This window comes from Mameliella sp. AT18 (assembly GCF_028807275.1).
Lineage (GTDB): Bacteria > Pseudomonadota > Alphaproteobacteria > Rhodobacterales > Rhodobacteraceae > Antarctobacter > Antarctobacter albus.
Genome location: NZ_JARAMO010000209.1, coordinates 12,652 through 27,792 on the forward strand (window position 1 = coordinate 12,652; position 15,141 = coordinate 27,792).

Below are 15,141 nucleotides of genomic sequence, written 5' to 3' on the forward strand. Positions count from 1 at the left end.
CGTAGGGAGATTGTGTGGTGACAGTCGTCGCGGCGCGTGCCAGAACCTGCCCTGACATGAGAAAATTCTTTACATACCTGTGCTTCGCCCTTGCTCTGGCCCGGCCCGTGTCCGGGGAAGAGCAGGTGACCGTCTTCGCCGCCGCCAGCCTCAAGACCGCGCTGGACGAGATCGCCAGGGTCTATGACGGCGATCTTGTCCTGTCCTATGCCGGGTCCTCGGCGCTGGCGCGCCAGGTCCAGCAGGGGGCACCTGCGGATGTGGTCTTTCTGGCCAATACCGACTGGATGGATGTGCTGGACCGCGATGGGCTGATTGCCCCTGACACGCGCACCGAACTGCTGGGCAACCGGCTGGTGCTGGCCGGACCGGCGGGTGCGGACCCGGTCGAGATCGGGCCCGGCCTGGACCTGCCCGCGATGCTGGGTGAAGGCCGCTTGGCGATGGCCCTGGTCGAGGCGGTTCCGGCGGGAATCTACGGCAAGGCGGCGCTTGAAACGCTGGGCCTGTGGGAGGGTGTGGCACCCCGCGTAGCCCAGGCCGACAACGTGCGTGCCGCGCTGGCGCTGGTCTCTTTGGGGCAGGCGCCGCTGGGCGTGGTCTATGCCACCGACGCGGCCGCCGATCCGGCCGTCGATGCCCTTGGCCTCTTCCCCGAGGACAGCCACCCGCCGATCCGCTACCCGGTTGCCGCCGTCGAAGGCCGCGCCGACGTCGCGGCTCCTTTCCTGGCCTTCCTGCAAACGCCAGAGGCGGCGGCACTTTTTGTCGCGCAGGGATTCGCCGTCCTGGGCGACTGACGCGATGGATTGGCTCAGCCCGGCAGAGTGGGAGGCGGTCAGACTGTCCCTCCGCGTGTCGTTCTGGGCCACCGTTGCGGCGCTGCCTTTCGGGTTGTTCATTGCCTACGCGCTGGCCCGTTGGCGGTTTCCGGGCAAGCAGATCCTCAACGGGCTGGTCCACCTGCCCCTGATCCTGCCGCCTGTCGTGACCGGCTACTTGCTGTTGATCACCTTCAGCCCGCGCGCGCCGGTGGGTGGCTTCCTGAAATCCATCGGGATCAGCTTTGCCTTCAACTGGACGGGCGCGGCGCTAGCCGCCGGGATCATGGGCTTTCCGCTGATGGTGCGCGCCATGCGCCTGTCGATCGAGGCGGTTGACCCGAAACTGGAACAGGCCGCCGCCACGCTGGGCGCCTCGCGTCCCTGGGTCTTTGCCACCGTGACCTTGCCGATGGTGCTGCCGGGTGTTCTGGCGGGGGCTATCCTGGGCTTTGCCAAGGCAATGGGAGAGTTCGGCGCCACGATCACCTTTGTCTCGAATATCCCGGGCCAGACACAGACGCTGCCCTCGGCGATCTACGCCTTTCTTCAGGTGCCGGGCGGAGAGGCCTCTGCCCTGCGGCTGGTCGCGGTGGCGGTCGCCGTGGCGATGCTGGCGCTGCTTTTGTCGGAATGGATCTCGCGCCGGGTGGCGGCACGGGTGGGGGGCGCGTGATGCTGGAGGTCGCGGTGCGTCATCGGCTGGGCGCTTTCACCCTCGACGCGGCGTTCGAGGCACCGCCGGGACTTTGCGTGCTCTTTGGCCGTTCCGGCTCCGGGAAAACCAGCGTTATCAACGCGGTGGCCGGGTTGATGCGGCCTGATGAGGGCCGTGTGCGGGTCGGCAAAAGGATTCTGGGCGACACCTCGCAGGGGATCTGGCTGCCACCGCACAAGCGCCGCCTGGGTTATATCTTTCAGGAAGGCCGCCTGTTCCCGCATCTCTCGGTCCGGCAAAACCTGCTGTACGGGCGCTGGTTCGCCGGGTCTCTCTTGCCGCTGGACCCGGTGGTCGAGATGCTGGGCCTTGGACCTCTGCTGACCCGCCGCCCCGGTGCCCTGTCGGGGGGGGAGAAACAGCGCGTGGCGATCGGGCGCGCGCTCTTGGCCGATCCGGGGCTGATCCTGGCCGATGAACCGCTGGCGGCGCTGGACGAGGCCCGCAAGCGCGAGATCCTGCCCTATTTCGAACGGCTCAGGGACGAGGCGCGCTGTCCGATCCTTTATGTCAGCCATTCCGCCGCCGAGGTCGCGCGGCTGGCAACAACCGTCGTTGTCCTGCAGGATGGCCGTGTTGTGCGGCAAGGCAGCGCCGCAGAGGTGCTGAGCGACCCGGCGGTGACGCCCGCGGGCATTCGGGCCGTCGGCGCCGTGCTGGAGGTGCGGGTCGCTGCTCATCATGACGACGGTCTGACGGAACTGGATGCCGGGGGCTTGCCGCTGTATCTGCCGCGTGTTCCGCAGGCCGTGGGCGCGCCCTTGCGGATACGGATCGCGGCGCAGGAGGTCATCCTGGCGCGGCAAAAGCCCGAGGGGCTGTCCGCGCTCAACATCCTGCCGGGCAAGGTGGATTCCATCCGCGAGGGTGAGGGGCCGGGGGCGCTTGTCTCGCTGGACACGGCGGCCGGCCGGGTGCTGGCGCGGGTCACGCGGCGGTCGGCGGAGGGGCTGGGCCTGGCGCCCGGCGTGGATTGTTTCGCCGTGGTCAAGACGGTGGCCATCGCGCGTGAGGATGTCGGCACCGCTTGAAGCCATGCCCGCCGCCGCTAATTGGCGCTGCATGAAAAACGCATTGATCATCGGGGACAGCGGCGGCATCGGCGGGGCGGTGGCGGCGCATCTGCGCGACCTGGGCATGGCGGTCACCGGCCTGTCGCGGTCGCGCGACGGGCTGGACGTGACGGACGAGGCCAGCCTGAGCGCTATCCTTGGCGCGCTGGAGGGTCCTTACGATCTTGTTTTCGTGGCCACCGGCGCGCTGGAAATCGGCGGGGCGGAGCCGGAGAAGACCTTGAAATCATTGGATGCCAAGGCGTTGGCGGACCAGTACTTGCTGAATGCCATCGGTCCGGCGATGGTCCTGAAACACGCGCTGCCGCTGATGCCGCGCCGGGACCGGGCGGTCTTTGCCGTTCTGTCCGCGCGGGTGGGGTCGATTGGGGACAATGCCTTGGGCGGTTGGTACAGCTATCGCGCTGCCAAGGCCGGGGTGAACCAGTTGATCCACACGGCGGCGGTGGAACTTGCGCGCTCGCACCGGCAACTGGCCTGTGTCTGCCTGCATCCCGGGACGGTCGAAACCGCCTTCACCGCGAAATACGCCAGCCGCTATCCCACCGTGACGCCCGCCTATGCGGCCGAACGTCTGGTCAAGGTCATTCAGGGGCTAAGCCCTGAGGATACTGGGAAATTCCTGGACTACGCAGGCCGGGAGATCCCCTGGTGAGCCGGCTGATCCTGGTGCTGGGCGACCAGTTGAGCGAGGGGCTCGCGGCGCTCAAGGCAGCGGACAAGGCGCGTGACGTGGTGGTCATGGCCGAGGTCGCGGATGAAACCGCCTATGTGCCGCATCACCCCAAGAAGATCGCGTTGATCCTTGCGGGAATGCGCAAATTCGCCGCGCGCCTGCGCGAGGACGGCTGGGAGGTGCGCTACACCGAGCTGGACGACACGCAGAACGCCGGGTCGATCTGTGGGGAACTGCTGCGCCGGGCCGAAGAGACGGGGGCCACCGAGGTGATCGCCACCGAACCCGGAGAATGGCGCCTTATCAATGCCTTGCGGCACTGCCCGCTCAAGGTTCGCCTGCTGGAAGATGACCGTTTCATCGCCTCGCACGCGATGTTCGACAACTGGGCCAAGGGCCGCAAGGCGCTGCGGATGGAGTATTTTTATCGCGAGATGCGGCGCAAGACAGGTCTCTTGATGGAAGGCGACGACCCGGCCGGGGGGCAGTGGAACTTTGACCACGACAACCGCAAACCGGCGCCTGATGCGGTCACGCACAGGCCGATCTGGTTCGAGCCGGACGCGGTGACGCAGGACGTCCTGGACCTGGTAGAGGCAAAGTTTTCCAATAATTTCGGCAAGTTGCGCCCCTTCGGCTTTGCCACCGACAGGGCGCAGGCACAGCAGGCGCTGGCGCATTTCATCGACCATGCGCTGCCCCGGTTCGGGGACTACCAGGACGCGATGCTGGACGGGAACCGCTTTCTCTATCACTCGCTTCTGTCGGGCTACATGAACATCGGGTTACTGGACCCGCTGGAGGTCTGTCAGGCCGTTGAAAAGGCCTATGAAAACGGGGATGTCCCGATCAATGCCGCCGAAGGGTTCATTCGCCAGATCATCGGCTGGCGGGAATACGTCCGGGGGATCTATTTCCGCGAGGGGCCAGAGTATCCTGGGCGCAACATATTGAAACACAAAAGGAAACTTCCCTGGTTCTATTGGAGCGCCGAGACCGACATGCGCTGTGTCGCCAAGGCGGTGGAGCAGACGCGCGACGAAGCCTATGCGCATCACATCCAACGGCTGATGGTGACGGGGAATTTCGGGCTGCTGGCGGGGGTCGATCCGCAGGCGCTGCACGAGTGGTATCTGAGCGTCTACGTAGACGCCTTTGAATGGGTCGAGGCGCCGAACACCGTGGGGATGAGCCAGTTTGCAGATGGCGGGATCATCGCCTCAAAGCCTTATGTTTCCTCGGGAAATTACATCAACAAGATGTCGGACCACTGCAAGCCCTGCGCCTATTCGGTGACGGCCAAGACCGGGGAAAACGCCTGCCCCTTCAACCTGCTCTACTGGCATTTCATGGACAGGCACCGGGACCGGTTCGAGGGCAATCCGCGCATGGCACAGATGTACCGGACCTTTGACCGGATGGACCCGGACAAGCGCGAAACCATACTGCGCGAGGCGCAGGACTTTCTTGACCGGATGGAGGCGGGTGAGCGGGTCTGACCCTTGTACAAAACGTACGTTTTGTACGTGGAAATCCGCATTTTGTACAAAGCGGTCACACCGCGTTAACGAATGGATGTGCCGCCGCCCGTCACGGGCGGCGGCGGGCCCGGTCAATCAGGGCTTGATGTAGGTGAACCCCTGCTGCTGCAGTTTCGACAGTTCCGCCACGCCCGAGGGCACGATGTCATCCTCCCAGACATCGTAGAGGTCGTTCGAATAGTCGATGTTGCGGCCCTTCAGGGTGTTGTTGCAGACATGAAAGGCCACGTTCTGACCCTTGAGACTGGCGACGGTGGTTTTCATCGTGTCGTCGCCTTTGGCGGCTGCCAGCAGGCCCAGGCCGTTGCCGTGCATGACGACCTTGATTTCCATATTCTCGGCGCCGACCGCGTTGATGTGGTTCTGGATGTTGCGCATGGCGCCCTTGTAGGCCTTGTTGCCCTCACCCCCATCGTAGTTGATGTGATAGACGACCTTCTGCTTGCCATAGCCTTCGGCCTGCGCGGCGCCGGTCATGGCGAAGGCGGTCAGGGCCAGGCCCAGGATCGCGATCAGGCGGATGAAATGGGTCATTGTCTTTGTCTCCTCCCTTGGGGGCGGTCTGGTGCGCCCCGGTCTGGTCAGAGTGACGCAGGGCGACCGCATCCTGACACCCGGCGGATTCCCGTGTTTCCTGCGGGTTTCGACCCCGGGAAAACCCTAGGTTTCGGTTTCAGGGGGTGAAATATGCCGTCCGGCGCGGGCAATCAGCTGGGCCGAGCTGCGGACCTCGAACTTGCGCAGCAGGTTGGCGCGGTGGAACTCGACGGTCTTGGGGCTGATGCCCAGCGCGGCGGCGATCTCCTTGGTGGACTGGCCCTGCCCGATCTGGGTCAGGACCTGCTGTTCGCGCCGGGTCAGAGGCACGACCCCTGTCGGCACGGGTGCGGCCGCGGGGGCGGGGCGCCGGAGGCGCAGGGCGATGATGGCCAGCGCCCCGGCCAGGGCCAGCGCGGCGAGGGCAAGCGCGACGGTGCCCAGAGGACTGCGGGCGGGTGGCTCTGCCCCGGGTGCGCGGGCGGCAAAGGCGGCCACCAATGCGCGGGCCTCGCCATAGCTGACCGGCGCACCCCACTGATCGGCAAGGTCGCTGTCGCCGGTCCGCAAGAGCGCCAGCGCCACCGCGTCGCGCAGGTCCGGATCGGTGCCGGAGAGGGCGAGGAAGGGCCATTCCGGATAAAGCCGGGTGCTGATCGCCTCGGGGTGGGTATAGGTGACATTGGCATTGAGCGCGCGCAGCACCCCGTCGGGCACGCGGCCTTCGTCGATCAGGTGTTCCAGCAAGCCGCTGCGGACGACGCCCGCGTCCAGCCGACCGTCGAGGACGGCGGCGGCGATGTCGTCCTGCGGAAATCCCAGGAAGACCAGTTCTGCGGGGTCCTCGAACAGGTCGACGCCTTGCGCGCGGGCCTCGAACCAGGCGATCTGGAAACCGCCGAAGGCCTGCTGGGCCACGGCGCCCAGCCGGGTGCCGCGCAGGTCGCCAAGGGTGGCCAGCCCGCTGTCGGCCCGGACCAGCACCGTCGAGCCGAACTGGCGAATGTGGCTGCCATCGGGCAAGGCCCGTTTGCGCGTGGCCAGCACGCTCATCGGGTAGAGATCGGCAAGCTGGATATAGTGGCCGGGGTTGGTCACCAGGAAGTCGAGCCCACCGGCGTTGATCAGGGGCCCGGCCGAGGTCAGCGTGACAGGCACGAAGCGCACGACATGGCCGGGAAGCTGCCCGGCGAGGTAGCGTTCCAGCGTGGTCCACTGGGTTTCGCCCGCGTCCCAGCCGCGATGGGCCAGGATGCCGATGCGCAGGATGGGCGTGTCAGGCCCGTCCTGGGCCTGGCCAGAGGTGGCGACCCCGCAGACAAGCCAGAACGCAATGAGAAGCTGACGAAGCGACACCGCCCAACCGCCAAGAGAGGCCGGCCGCCGGATGCGGGTCAGGACGGGAAAGCGGCGCGGGCGCCGGGCGATCAATTGTCCGCCGGCTGCTCCGCCGGGTCAGGTGCGGGCGCGGGTGTGGATTTCAGCGCGCCGCCGATCCATTCGCCACTGGCCTCTTCGCCGCTGGCGTATTTCATCGTGCCCTGGCCCTGGCGCTTGCCGTCCTTGAACTGGCCTTCGTAGATGTCGCCATTGGCATAGACCGCCACGCCCTTGCCGTTGATCTCTCCGCGGACCCAGTCACCCTCGTAGCGAAAGCCCGAGGCCATGACGATGGTGCCCTTGCCGTGGCGCTGGCCCTCGCGGAACTGGCCTTCGTAGACGGTGCCGTCGGGATAGGTGGCCTTGCCCTCGCCGTGGCGCTGGCCGTCCTTCCAGTTGCCCTCGTAGCGATAGCCGTCGGGGTAGGTCATCACGCCGAAGCCGTCGTTTCGGGCGTTGTCAAAGCTGCCCTCATAGACGAGGCCGTTGGGATAGACCGCGCGGCCCTTGCCCTGGATCACGCCATCGACCCAGTCGCCCTCGTAGGTGGCGCCGTCGGGATAGGTGATCTTGCCCTTGCCGTTGGCGAGGTCGCCCTTGAACTGACCTTCGTAGACAGAGCCGTCGGGGTAGGTGACCTTGCCCTTGCCCTCGATCTGGCCGGTGATCCAGTTGCCTTCGTAGCGATAGCCGTCCTTGCCGATGAAGGTGCCGATGCCGTGGCGCTGGTCGTTGTTGAAGGCGCCCTGGTAGATGTCGCCGTTGTCGTAGATGACCTTGCCGTTGCCCTCGCGGCGGCCATCGACAAGCTGGCCCTCGTAGACGTCGCCATTGGGCTGGATCAGCTTGCCTTCGCCGTCGATCTGGCCTTCGCGCCAGGTGCCTTCGTAGATCAGCCCGTCGGGCATGGTCAGCTTGCCGAAGCCGTCGCGTTCGCCATCGGCGACGCGGCCCTCGTAGACCGACTTGTCGGGATAGGTGATCTTGGCGGTGCCTTCCTTGACGCCGTTCACCCACTGGCCGTCATAGATATAGCCGTTGGGCGCGGTCATCACGCCCTTGCCGTGGTGCAGGGCGTTGCGGAAGGACCCTTCGTAGCGGACGCCGTTGGCGTAGATGGCGACGCCGGTGCCGGTGATCTTGCCGTCCAGCCACTGGCCCTCGTAGGTGCCGCCGTCGGCAAAGACGATCTTGCCCTTGCCCTCGGGTTTGCCCTTGGCGAACTGGCCTTCGTAGACCGAGCCGTTGGGGAAGCGGGCCACGCCCTCGCCCTTGATTTCGCCCTGAACCCACTCGCCGGTGTATTCATAGCCGTTGGGCAGGCGGTAGGTGCCGGTGCCGTGCTGCAATCCGTCCTGGAAGGTCCCTTCGTAGACGCCGCCGTCGTCGTACTGTTTTGTCACCACCTCTTCGTCCTGGGCCAGCGCCGCGCCGGCCAGGGCAAAGGGGATGACAAGAAGGAAACTGCCTGCGGATTTCATGCGTTTGCCCGTTTTTTGTCCCTGGGTGTCCGTACCCTGCGGAAACTAAAGGAGGCCGGGGCCGGGGGCAATGCATTTTGCCCCGACGGGCGCGGGCCCGCCGGGGGACGTGGCCGCCGGATCAGGGTGCCTTGCGCGGGTATTGGGTCAGGGCCTGGCGTCCAGCGACAGGCTGCTGCCTTCCTCGGGTGCGATCCGTTTCGTGGGCAGGGCGCCGGCGATGCCGCCCACGGTCACGTTGCGCCCCTCTGGCAGGTCCGGTTCCGGCGGCAGGCCGGCGGCGTTGCCGTCCAGCGTGCCGTTGCGCCAGATCCCTTCGCGCACCGTGCCGTCGGTATAGAGCAGGCGGCCCTGTCCGTGGCGCTTGCCGTTGCGGAACTGGCCGGAATAGGCGTCGCCGCTGGTGTAGGTGGCGATGCCCTGGCCGTTGATCTCTCCGTTTTCCCAGGCGCCCTGGTACTGGAAGCCGTCGGACATGACGATCCGCCCGTGTCCGTGGCGTTTTCCCGCGGCATAGGCGCCTTCGTAGATCGTGCCGTCCGGGTAGGTGGCCTTGCCGCGCCCGTGGCGCTGCCCGTCCTTCCACTGGCCCTCGTAGCGATAGCCGTCCAGGTAGGTCATGACCCCGTAGCCGTGGCTGCGCGCATCGGCAAAGCTGCCCTCGTAGATCTGTCCGTCGGCATAGACGGCCTTGCCCTCTCCGTGGATCACCCCGTCGCGCCACTGGCCCTCGTAGGTGGCGCCGTCGGTATAGGTGACCTTGCCGATGCCATTGGCCAGGTCGCCGCGGAACCGGCCCTCGTAGACGGCGCCATCGGGATAGGTGACGCGGCCCTTGCCCTCGATGCTGCCGTCCTTCCACTGACCGTCGTAGCGATAGCCGTCGGTCCCCGTGAACGTGCCCTGGCCGTTGCGCTTGTCGTTCTGAAATTCGCCGATGTAGATGTCGCCGTTGGCGTAGTTCACCGTGCCTCGGCCCTGGCGTTTGCCGTCTACCAGCGCGCCGGTGTAGGTGTCGCCGTTCGGCTGGACCAGCTTGCCCTGGCCGTTGATCTGGCCCTTGGCCCAGCCGCCTTCGTAGACCAGCCCGTCGGGCATGGTGATCCTGCCATAACCGTCGCGCTCTCCGTTCCTGATCTGGCCTTCGTAGACGGCTGTGTCGGGATAGGTGATCCGCGCCTGGCCGTGCTTGGCGCCGTTTTGCCACTGTCCGTCATAGACATAGCCGTTTTCGCCACGCATGACGCCGCGCCCGTGGTGCTGGGCGTCGAGGAAGTTGCCTTCGTAGGTGACGCCATTGGCATAGCGTGCCTTGCCCTGGCCGGTGATCTTGCCGTTCAGCCAGGCGCCCTCGTAGTGGCCGCCGTCGGGATAGTCGATGCGGCCGGTGCCGTCCGGGCGGCCGCGCTTGAACTCTCCGACGTAGATCGCGCCGTTGGGAAACCGGGCGCGGCCCTTGCCCTGGATCTCTCCCATGACCCAGTTGCCGCTGTATTCATAACCGCTGGGCATCCGGTAGGTGCCCTGTCCGTGCTGGACCCCGTCCACCAACTGCCCGCTGTAGGTGCTGCCGTCGCTGTAGGTCCGGGTCTGGATGTCCTGCGCCGCCGCGAGCTGGGGCAGGGACAGTAGCGCAAGCGCGAGGATCGGCGACGGGCGGGGCAGGGTCATGCGGTCTTGGGCCTCTTGGCGATGGTTTTTCGTTCGGAAACCTAGGTCAGCCGGGCGGGCAGGGCAACGGTGGGTGCCGGGTGACTTCCCCTCAGGCGTGGGTCTGCTATGTGGGCGGGAGGACTTGGGAAAGGGCGGCGCGATGAGCGATCGGTTTCGCGTGACACTGGCACAACTGAACCCCGTGGTGGGGGACCTCGCGGGCAACGCGGCAAAGGCAAAGGCGGCCTGGGACGAGGGCCGCGCGCAGGGCGCCGACCTGGTGGCCCTGCCAGAAATGTTCATTGCCGGGTACAACGCGCAGGATCTGGTGATGAAAAAGGCCTTTCACATCGCGGCGATGCAGGCGGTCGACAAGTTGGCCGCCGAGTGCGCCGACGGTCCCGCGCTGGCCATCGGCGGTCCCTACGTCGAGGGGACAGAGCTGTTCAACGCCTATTTCATCTGCAATGGCGGCAAGGTCGTCACGCGGGTGCTGAAGCACGAACTGCCCAACGAAAAGGTGTTCGACGAGGTCCGCATCTACGACAGTGGTCCCATCGGCGGGCCTTATGCTGTGGGCAACACGCGCATCGGCTCGCCCATCTGCGAGGATGCCTGGCACCCCGACGTGGCCGAGACGCTGGCCGAGACCGGGGCCGAGTTCCTGCTGGTGCCCAATGGCTCGCCCTACTACCGCAACAAGTACGAGACCCGGCTGAACCACATGGTTGCGCGGGTGGTCGAGACGGGCCTGCCGCTGATCTATCTCAACATGGTGGGTGGGCAGGATGACCAGGTGTTCGACGGCGGGTCCTTCGTGTTGAACCCGCATGGCGGGATCGCAGTCCAGCTGCCGGTCTTCGAGGAATGCGTGGTGCCGGTGGACATGGTGCGCGGCCCCGATGGCTGGCATTGCGAGGACGGCCCCTTCGAGGTGCATCCCGACGACTGGGAGCAGGACTACCGCGTCATGGTCGAGGCGGTGCGCGACTACCTGCGCAAGGCCGGGTTCGCCAAGGTGCTGCTGGGCCTGTCTGGGGGCGTGGATTCGGCGCTGGTGGCGGCGATTGCGGTGGATGCGCTGGGCGCGGACAACGTGCGCTGCGTGATGCTGCCGTCGGAATATACCTCGTCGCATTCGCTGGAGGATGCCGAGGCCTGCGCCAAGGCGCTGGGCTGCCGCTATGATTACGTGCCGATCAAGGGACCGCGCGACGCGGTGACAGAGGCGCTGGCGCCGCTTTTTGCGGGGCTGGAACCGGACCTGACAGAGGAAAACATCCAGTCGCGGCTACGCGGGCTGCTGTTGATGGCCTTGTCGAACAAGTTTGGCGAGATGCTGCTGACCACCGGCAACAAGTCCGAGGTCGCGGTGGGCTATGCCACGATCTACGGCGACATGGCCGGCGGCTATAACCCGATCAAGGACCTGTATAAAACCCGGGTGTTTGAGACATGCCGCTGGCGCAACGCGCATCATCGTCCCTGGATGAAGGGCCCCGAGGGCGAGGTGATCCCCGAGCGGATCATCACCAAGCCGCCGAGTGCCGAGCTGCGCGAGGACCAGAAGGACAGCGACTCGCTGCCCGATTACCCGGTGCTGGACGCGATCCTGCAGATCCTCGTGGATGACGACGGGTCCATCGCCGATTGCGTGGCGGCGGGCTATTCCCGCGAGGACGCCAAGAAGGTGGAGCACCTGCTGTACATCAGCGAGTACAAGCGGTTCCAGTCCGCCCCCGGCGCGCGCCTGACGAAACGGGCGTTCTGGCTGGACCGGCGTTATCCCATCGTCAACCGCTGGCGCGATCCGAACTGAGGGTGCCTATTCCCACCACCGGTCTATAGCGGCGATGTCACCGTCGGACCAGCCGAAGTGATGGGCAAATTCATGCACGGTGACATGGGCGATCAGGTCGTCCAGCTCGACATTGCCACGCGCGCGCCATTCGTCGAGGATCGGTTCCCGGAACAGCCAGACCGTGTCGGGAAAGGGCGCCGGGTCGGCAAAGCTTTTCTCCGTCATGGGGATGCCGTCATAAAGCCCGGTCAGGTCGCGGGGATCGTCGATCTGCATCTCGTCGAGGATGTCCCGGGGCGGCCAGTCGACCACCTGAAGGACCACCGCTCGGGCGCTGCCCAGGAAGGGTTCGGGGAACGTCTCGATGGTGCGTTCGGCCACCGCGTAGAAATGCTGGGTATCGCTCATCGGGGCGGGCTCAGCGGGTAGCGGGCCAGTTCCTCGTGCAGGGCGCCGTCCTGGTGCAGGGTCGAGGCAAAGAGGCTGAAGCTGTTGCAGGCAAAGGGGCCGATGCTGGCGCTGGCCAGCACGGCCAGGAGCGGCGAGGCATCGGCCTGGCCCCTGAGCCGGGCCAGCGTGACATGTGGACGGAACCGGCGCCGTTCGGGGGCGACGCCGACGCCGCGCAGCCGGGCCAGCACGCGGTCGCGCAACTCATTCAGCGGGGCGTTGCCATCGGCCTCGAGCGCGACGGCCTGCCCGTGGCGCCCGCCAAAGATCGATGCCCCGGTCAGGGTCAGGTCTAGCGCGGGCGCCCGCAGGGTCTGCAGCGCGTCATGCACCGCCTCTGTTGTTTCTTCGTCCTGTTCGCCCAGAAAGGCGAGCGTCAGGTGCAGGTTTTCGTAGGGTGTGGGGCGACCGATGGGAAACCGCGATTGCAGGTCGTCCAGCGCGTCGCGGGCCTCTTCGGGCAGCGAAAGGGCGATGAAGAGCCGCATCAGAGCGCGATCAGGTCTGTGCGGGGCAGGGCGTCGGCGAAATCCCCGGGCAGGCACAGCTGGGTGCCGGGGGATATGACCGCCGCCGCCGCCGCTGCCGCGCCGTGGCGCAGGGCCTCCGGGTGGTCCAGCCCTTCGGCCAGCGCCTTGACGAAACCGCCGACGAAACTGTCGCCGGCGCCGATGGCGCTGACGACGGTTTCGTTCGCGGCCGTGACATGCCAGCGGCCCTTGTCCGTGGCCATGACCGATCCGTCCTTGCCGCGTGCGATGATGACGATTTCGGCGGCGCCGCGGGCCCGCAGGGCCTCGGCAAAGGCGGCGCTGTCGGCGCGGGTTTCCAGCCCGAGGCCCGAGAGGTCGCGCGCCTCGGCGCTGTCCATGCGCAGGACAAAGGGCGCGGGGCCGGGGGCCGTGGCCTGTTGGTGCAGATGCGCGCCCGAGGTGTCGACGACCACGCGGCGCCCGGAGAGCCGGTCACAGGCGCGGGTGATCCAGCCCGGTGCACAGCCCGGCGGCATGCTGCCCGAGAGCACGATATAGTCCCCCGCGCCGGCCTCGGCGGCGAGCCTGTCCAGAACGGTGTCAAGCTGGGCCTCGGTCCATTCCGGGCCGGAGAGGACGAAACGGTACTGGGCCCCGGTCGACTCGTCCGTGACGGAAAAGCTGTGCCGGGTCTGGCCCGGCGCCTCGTGCCGGATCAGGTCCAGGTCGCGTTCCTGCAAGAGCCGTTCCAGCGCGTCGCCGTTGGCGCCGCCCAGAGCCACCAGCGCGCGGGCCTGGCCGCCCAGCTGCACCACGGCGCGGGCCACGTTGACACCGCCGCCGCCCGGTTCCGCCGTTTCCGGCCCGCAGCGCAGTTTCGGCCCCGGCGAGACGCTGGGACAGGAGGTGGCGAGGTCGAGCGCCGGGTTCAGCGTGACGGTGAGGATCTCTGTCATGGGCGCGGTTCCTTTGGGGCGATCGGGGCCACGGGCCCCTTGCCTAGCATCGGGGCGGGACGCGGGCCAGCATCACCGCGCGTCGCGCCGTGACATGCGCGGGAACTGGACAAATCCCGCGCCTTGTGAAAACACGCCGCCCTGACAGGAGGCCACGTCATGACCGTCACCCGCTTTGCGCCCTCGCCCACCGGCTATATCCATGTCGGGAACCTGCGCACCGCGCTGTTCAACTACCTGATCGCCCGCAAGAGCGGCGGTGAGTTCGTGCTGCGCATCGACGACACCGACCCGGAGCGGTCGAAAGAGGAATATGTCGACGCCATCAAGCAGGACCTGGAATGGCTGGGCCTGACCTGGGACCGCATCGAACGGCAGTCGCAGCGGCTGGACCGTTACGAGGCCGCGGCGGAGAAGCTGCGCGGCATGGGCCGGTTCTACGAGGCTTTCGAGACGCCGACCGAGCTGGACCTCAAGCGCAAGAAGCAGCTGAACATGGGCAAACCGCCGGTCTACGACCGTGCAGCGCTGGACCTGTCGGACGCGGACAAGGCCGCGCTGCGGGCCGAGCGCGGCGATGGTGTCTGGCGCTTCAAGCTGGATCACGAACGCATTGCCTGGGAAGACGGGATCCTGGGCGAGGTCTCGATCGACGCGGCAAGCGTGTCGGACCCGGTGCTGATCCGTGCCGACGGGCAGTTCCTCTATACGCTGGCCTCGGTCGTCGATGACATGGAAATGGGCATCACCCACGTGGTGCGCGGCAATGACCACGTCACCAATACCGCGACGCAGATCCAGATGATCCGCGCGCTGGGCGGCGAGCCGCCGGCCTTTGCGCATCACTCGCTGTTGACCGGGCCGCAGGGGGAATCGCTGTCGAAACGGCTGGGCACGCTGGCCCTGCGCGACCTGCGCGAGAACGGCGTGGAACCCGAGGCGCTGCTGAGCCTGATGGCGCGGCTGGGCTCGTCGCAGCCGGTCGAGCTGCGCCTGTCGCTGGACGAGATCGCCGAGGGGTTCGAGCTGGAACAGTTCGGCTCGGCACCCACCAAGTTCGACGTCGAGGACCTGTATCCGCTAACCGCGAAAAAGCTGCACGGGCTGGAGCTGGAGGCGGTGGCCGACGAGGTGCGTGCGCTGGGCGTGCCCGACGACAAGGCCGCGGCCTTCTGGAACGTGGTGCGCGAGAACATCACCACCCGCAAGGAGATGGCGGGCTGGTGGGCGCTGTTCCGTGACGGGGCAGAGCCGCTGGTGGACGAGGAAGACCGGGACTTTGTGACCGAGGCCTTGGCCATGCTGGGCGAGCCGCCCTATGACGCGGAGACCTGGGGCACCTGGACCACGGCGGTCAAGGAAGCCACCGGGCGCAAGGGCAAGAAGCTGTTCATGCCGCTGCGCAAAGCCGTGACCGGGCTGCAGCGCGGGCCGGAAATGGCCGAGGTGATGCCGCTGATGCAGGTCAAGCCAGGCGGCAAGGCCGGGGCGTAAACCCCGCCTGGGCCTGTTTGCGCGGTCGGAGGGGGCGCTGCCCCCGCGCCTTCGGCGCCCCCCGAGGTATTTTTCAAACCAAAGAAG

Annotated in this window: 14 protein-coding genes; 7 read left to right on the forward strand and 7 right to left on the reverse strand. The window is 66.8% G+C overall.

The genetic code is table 11. The features are described from left to right. The first annotated feature begins 56 nt into the window (after window positions 1-56). The 5 genes from modA to PVW46_RS18305 are packed head-to-tail and all read left to right on the forward strand — an operon-like array spanning window position 57 to window position 4,787. A complete protein-coding gene (modA, locus tag PVW46_RS18285) occupies window positions 57-800 on the forward strand; it encodes a molybdate ABC transporter substrate-binding protein (protein WP_069211208.1) in 744 nt (247 codons plus the stop codon). A gap of 4 nt (window positions 801-804) precedes the next feature. Further along, window positions 805-1,497 (forward strand): molybdate ABC transporter permease subunit, encoded by a 693-nt coding sequence (gene modB / locus PVW46_RS18290; protein WP_043143002.1) that lies wholly within the window; start codon window positions 805-807, stop codon window positions 1,495-1,497. After that, window positions 1,497-2,570, forward strand: coding sequence for a molybdenum ABC transporter ATP-binding protein (modC, locus tag PVW46_RS18295; RefSeq protein ID WP_069211289.1), 1,074 nt, complete (start codon window positions 1,497-1,499; stop codon window positions 2,568-2,570). The genes modB and modC overlap by 1 nt, the downstream gene beginning before the upstream one ends. A 31-nt stretch (window positions 2,571-2,601) precedes the next feature. Continuing rightward, a complete protein-coding gene (locus tag PVW46_RS18300; RefSeq protein ID WP_069211290.1) occupies window positions 2,602-3,267 on the forward strand; it encodes an SDR family NAD(P)-dependent oxidoreductase in 666 nt (221 codons plus the stop codon). After that, window positions 3,264-4,787: a cryptochrome/photolyase family protein gene (locus PVW46_RS18305; protein ID WP_274577067.1), complete on the forward strand. Its 1,524-nt coding sequence runs from the start codon at window positions 3,264-3,266 to the stop codon at window positions 4,785-4,787. The genes PVW46_RS18300 and PVW46_RS18305 overlap by 4 nt, the downstream gene beginning before the upstream one ends. 117 nt (window positions 4,788-4,904) lie before the next feature. Here PVW46_RS18305 and PVW46_RS18310 read toward each other — a convergent pair whose 3' ends face one another. The 4 genes from PVW46_RS18310 to PVW46_RS18325 all read right to left on the reverse strand — a co-directional run bounded on the left by PVW46_RS18310 (window position 4,905) and on the right by PVW46_RS18325 (window position 9,898). Next, the gene (locus PVW46_RS18310) at window positions 4,905-5,363 is read right to left on the reverse strand and encodes a DsrE family protein (protein ID WP_043143006.1); all 459 of its coding nucleotides are present in this window, start codon (window positions 5,361-5,363) and stop codon (window positions 4,905-4,907) included. A 126-nt stretch (window positions 5,364-5,489) separates the two neighbouring features. Then, a complete protein-coding gene (locus tag PVW46_RS18315; RefSeq protein ID WP_274577069.1) occupies window positions 5,490-6,722 on the reverse strand; it encodes a PhnD/SsuA/transferrin family substrate-binding protein in 1,233 nt (410 codons plus the stop codon). A 71-nt stretch (window positions 6,723-6,793) separates the two neighbouring features. Then, complete coding sequence (locus PVW46_RS18320) at window positions 6,794-8,227, reverse strand: MORN repeat-containing protein (RefSeq protein WP_043143008.1); 1,434 nt, start codon at window positions 8,225-8,227, stop codon at window positions 6,794-6,796. Between the two features lie 147 nt (window positions 8,228-8,374). Next, window positions 8,375-9,898: an MORN repeat-containing protein gene (locus PVW46_RS18325; protein WP_069211211.1), complete on the reverse strand. Its 1,524-nt coding sequence runs from the start codon at window positions 9,896-9,898 to the stop codon at window positions 8,375-8,377. A 142-nt stretch (window positions 9,899-10,040) separates the two neighbouring features. Here PVW46_RS18325 and PVW46_RS18330 point away from each other — a divergent pair, with 142 nt between their 5' ends. After that, on the forward strand, window positions 10,041-11,699 hold the full coding sequence (locus PVW46_RS18330; RefSeq protein WP_043143010.1) for an NAD+ synthase: 1,659 nt from the start codon (window positions 10,041-10,043) through the stop codon (window positions 11,697-11,699). Between the two features lie 6 nt (window positions 11,700-11,705). On the opposite strand, the gene PVW46_RS18335 is transcribed toward PVW46_RS18330, so the two are convergent. From PVW46_RS18335 to PVW46_RS18345, 3 genes are read right to left on the reverse strand one after another with little or no spacing between them, the layout of a single operon-like run. After that, the gene (locus PVW46_RS18335) at window positions 11,706-12,089 is read right to left on the reverse strand and encodes a metallopeptidase family protein (protein ID WP_069211212.1); all 384 of its coding nucleotides are present in this window, start codon (window positions 12,087-12,089) and stop codon (window positions 11,706-11,708) included. Further along, on the reverse strand, window positions 12,086-12,619 hold the full coding sequence (gene thpR / locus PVW46_RS18340; RefSeq protein WP_083242477.1) for an RNA 2',3'-cyclic phosphodiesterase: 534 nt from the start codon (window positions 12,617-12,619) through the stop codon (window positions 12,086-12,088). The genes PVW46_RS18335 and thpR overlap by 4 nt, the downstream gene beginning before the upstream one ends. Then, window positions 12,619-13,560 (reverse strand): 1-phosphofructokinase family hexose kinase, encoded by a 942-nt coding sequence (locus tag PVW46_RS18345; protein WP_069211213.1) that lies wholly within the window; start codon window positions 13,558-13,560, stop codon window positions 12,619-12,621. Before PVW46_RS18345 ends, thpR begins: the two co-directional genes overlap by 1 nt. A gap of 159 nt (window positions 13,561-13,719) precedes the next feature. Between PVW46_RS18345 and gltX the strand changes: the two genes are divergently transcribed. Beyond that, complete coding sequence (gene gltX, locus PVW46_RS18350; RefSeq protein WP_069211214.1) at window positions 13,720-15,054, forward strand: glutamate--tRNA ligase; 1,335 nt, start codon at window positions 13,720-13,722, stop codon at window positions 15,052-15,054. The last annotated feature ends 87 nt before the right edge of the window (window positions 15,055-15,141 follow it).

Excerpts from the sequence above, each read along its gene's own strand:
- modA (WP_069211208.1), top strand. The coding sequence starts at position 57 with ATGAGAAAATTCTTTACATACCTGTGCTTCGCCCTTGCTCTGGCCCGG.
- modB (WP_043143002.1), top strand. The coding sequence starts at position 805 with ATGGATTGGCTCAGCCCGGCAGAGTGGGAGGCGGTCAGACTGTCCCTC.
- modC (WP_069211289.1), top strand. The coding sequence starts at position 1,497 with ATGCTGGAGGTCGCGGTGCGTCATCGGCTGGGCGCTTTCACCCTCGAC.
- PVW46_RS18300 (WP_069211290.1), top strand. The coding sequence starts at position 2,602 with ATGAAAAACGCATTGATCATCGGGGACAGCGGCGGCATCGGCGGGGCG.
- PVW46_RS18310 (WP_043143006.1), bottom strand. The coding sequence starts at position 5,363 with ATGACCCATTTCATCCGCCTGATCGCGATCCTGGGCCTGGCCCTGACC.
- PVW46_RS18320 (WP_043143008.1), bottom strand. The coding sequence starts at position 8,227 with ATGAAATCCGCAGGCAGTTTCCTTCTTGTCATCCCCTTTGCCCTGGCC.
- PVW46_RS18325 (WP_069211211.1), bottom strand. The coding sequence starts at position 9,898 with ATGACCCTGCCCCGCCCGTCGCCGATCCTCGCGCTTGCGCTACTGTCC.
- PVW46_RS18330 (WP_043143010.1), top strand. The coding sequence starts at position 10,041 with ATGAGCGATCGGTTTCGCGTGACACTGGCACAACTGAACCCCGTGGTG.
- PVW46_RS18335 (WP_069211212.1), bottom strand. The coding sequence starts at position 12,089 with ATGAGCGATACCCAGCATTTCTACGCGGTGGCCGAACGCACCATCGAG.
- thpR (WP_083242477.1), bottom strand. The coding sequence starts at position 12,619 with ATGCGGCTCTTCATCGCCCTTTCGCTGCCCGAAGAGGCCCGCGACGCG.
- PVW46_RS18345 (WP_069211213.1), bottom strand. The coding sequence starts at position 13,560 with ATGACAGAGATCCTCACCGTCACGCTGAACCCGGCGCTCGACCTCGCC.
- gltX (WP_069211214.1), top strand. The coding sequence starts at position 13,720 with ATGACCGTCACCCGCTTTGCGCCCTCGCCCACCGGCTATATCCATGTC.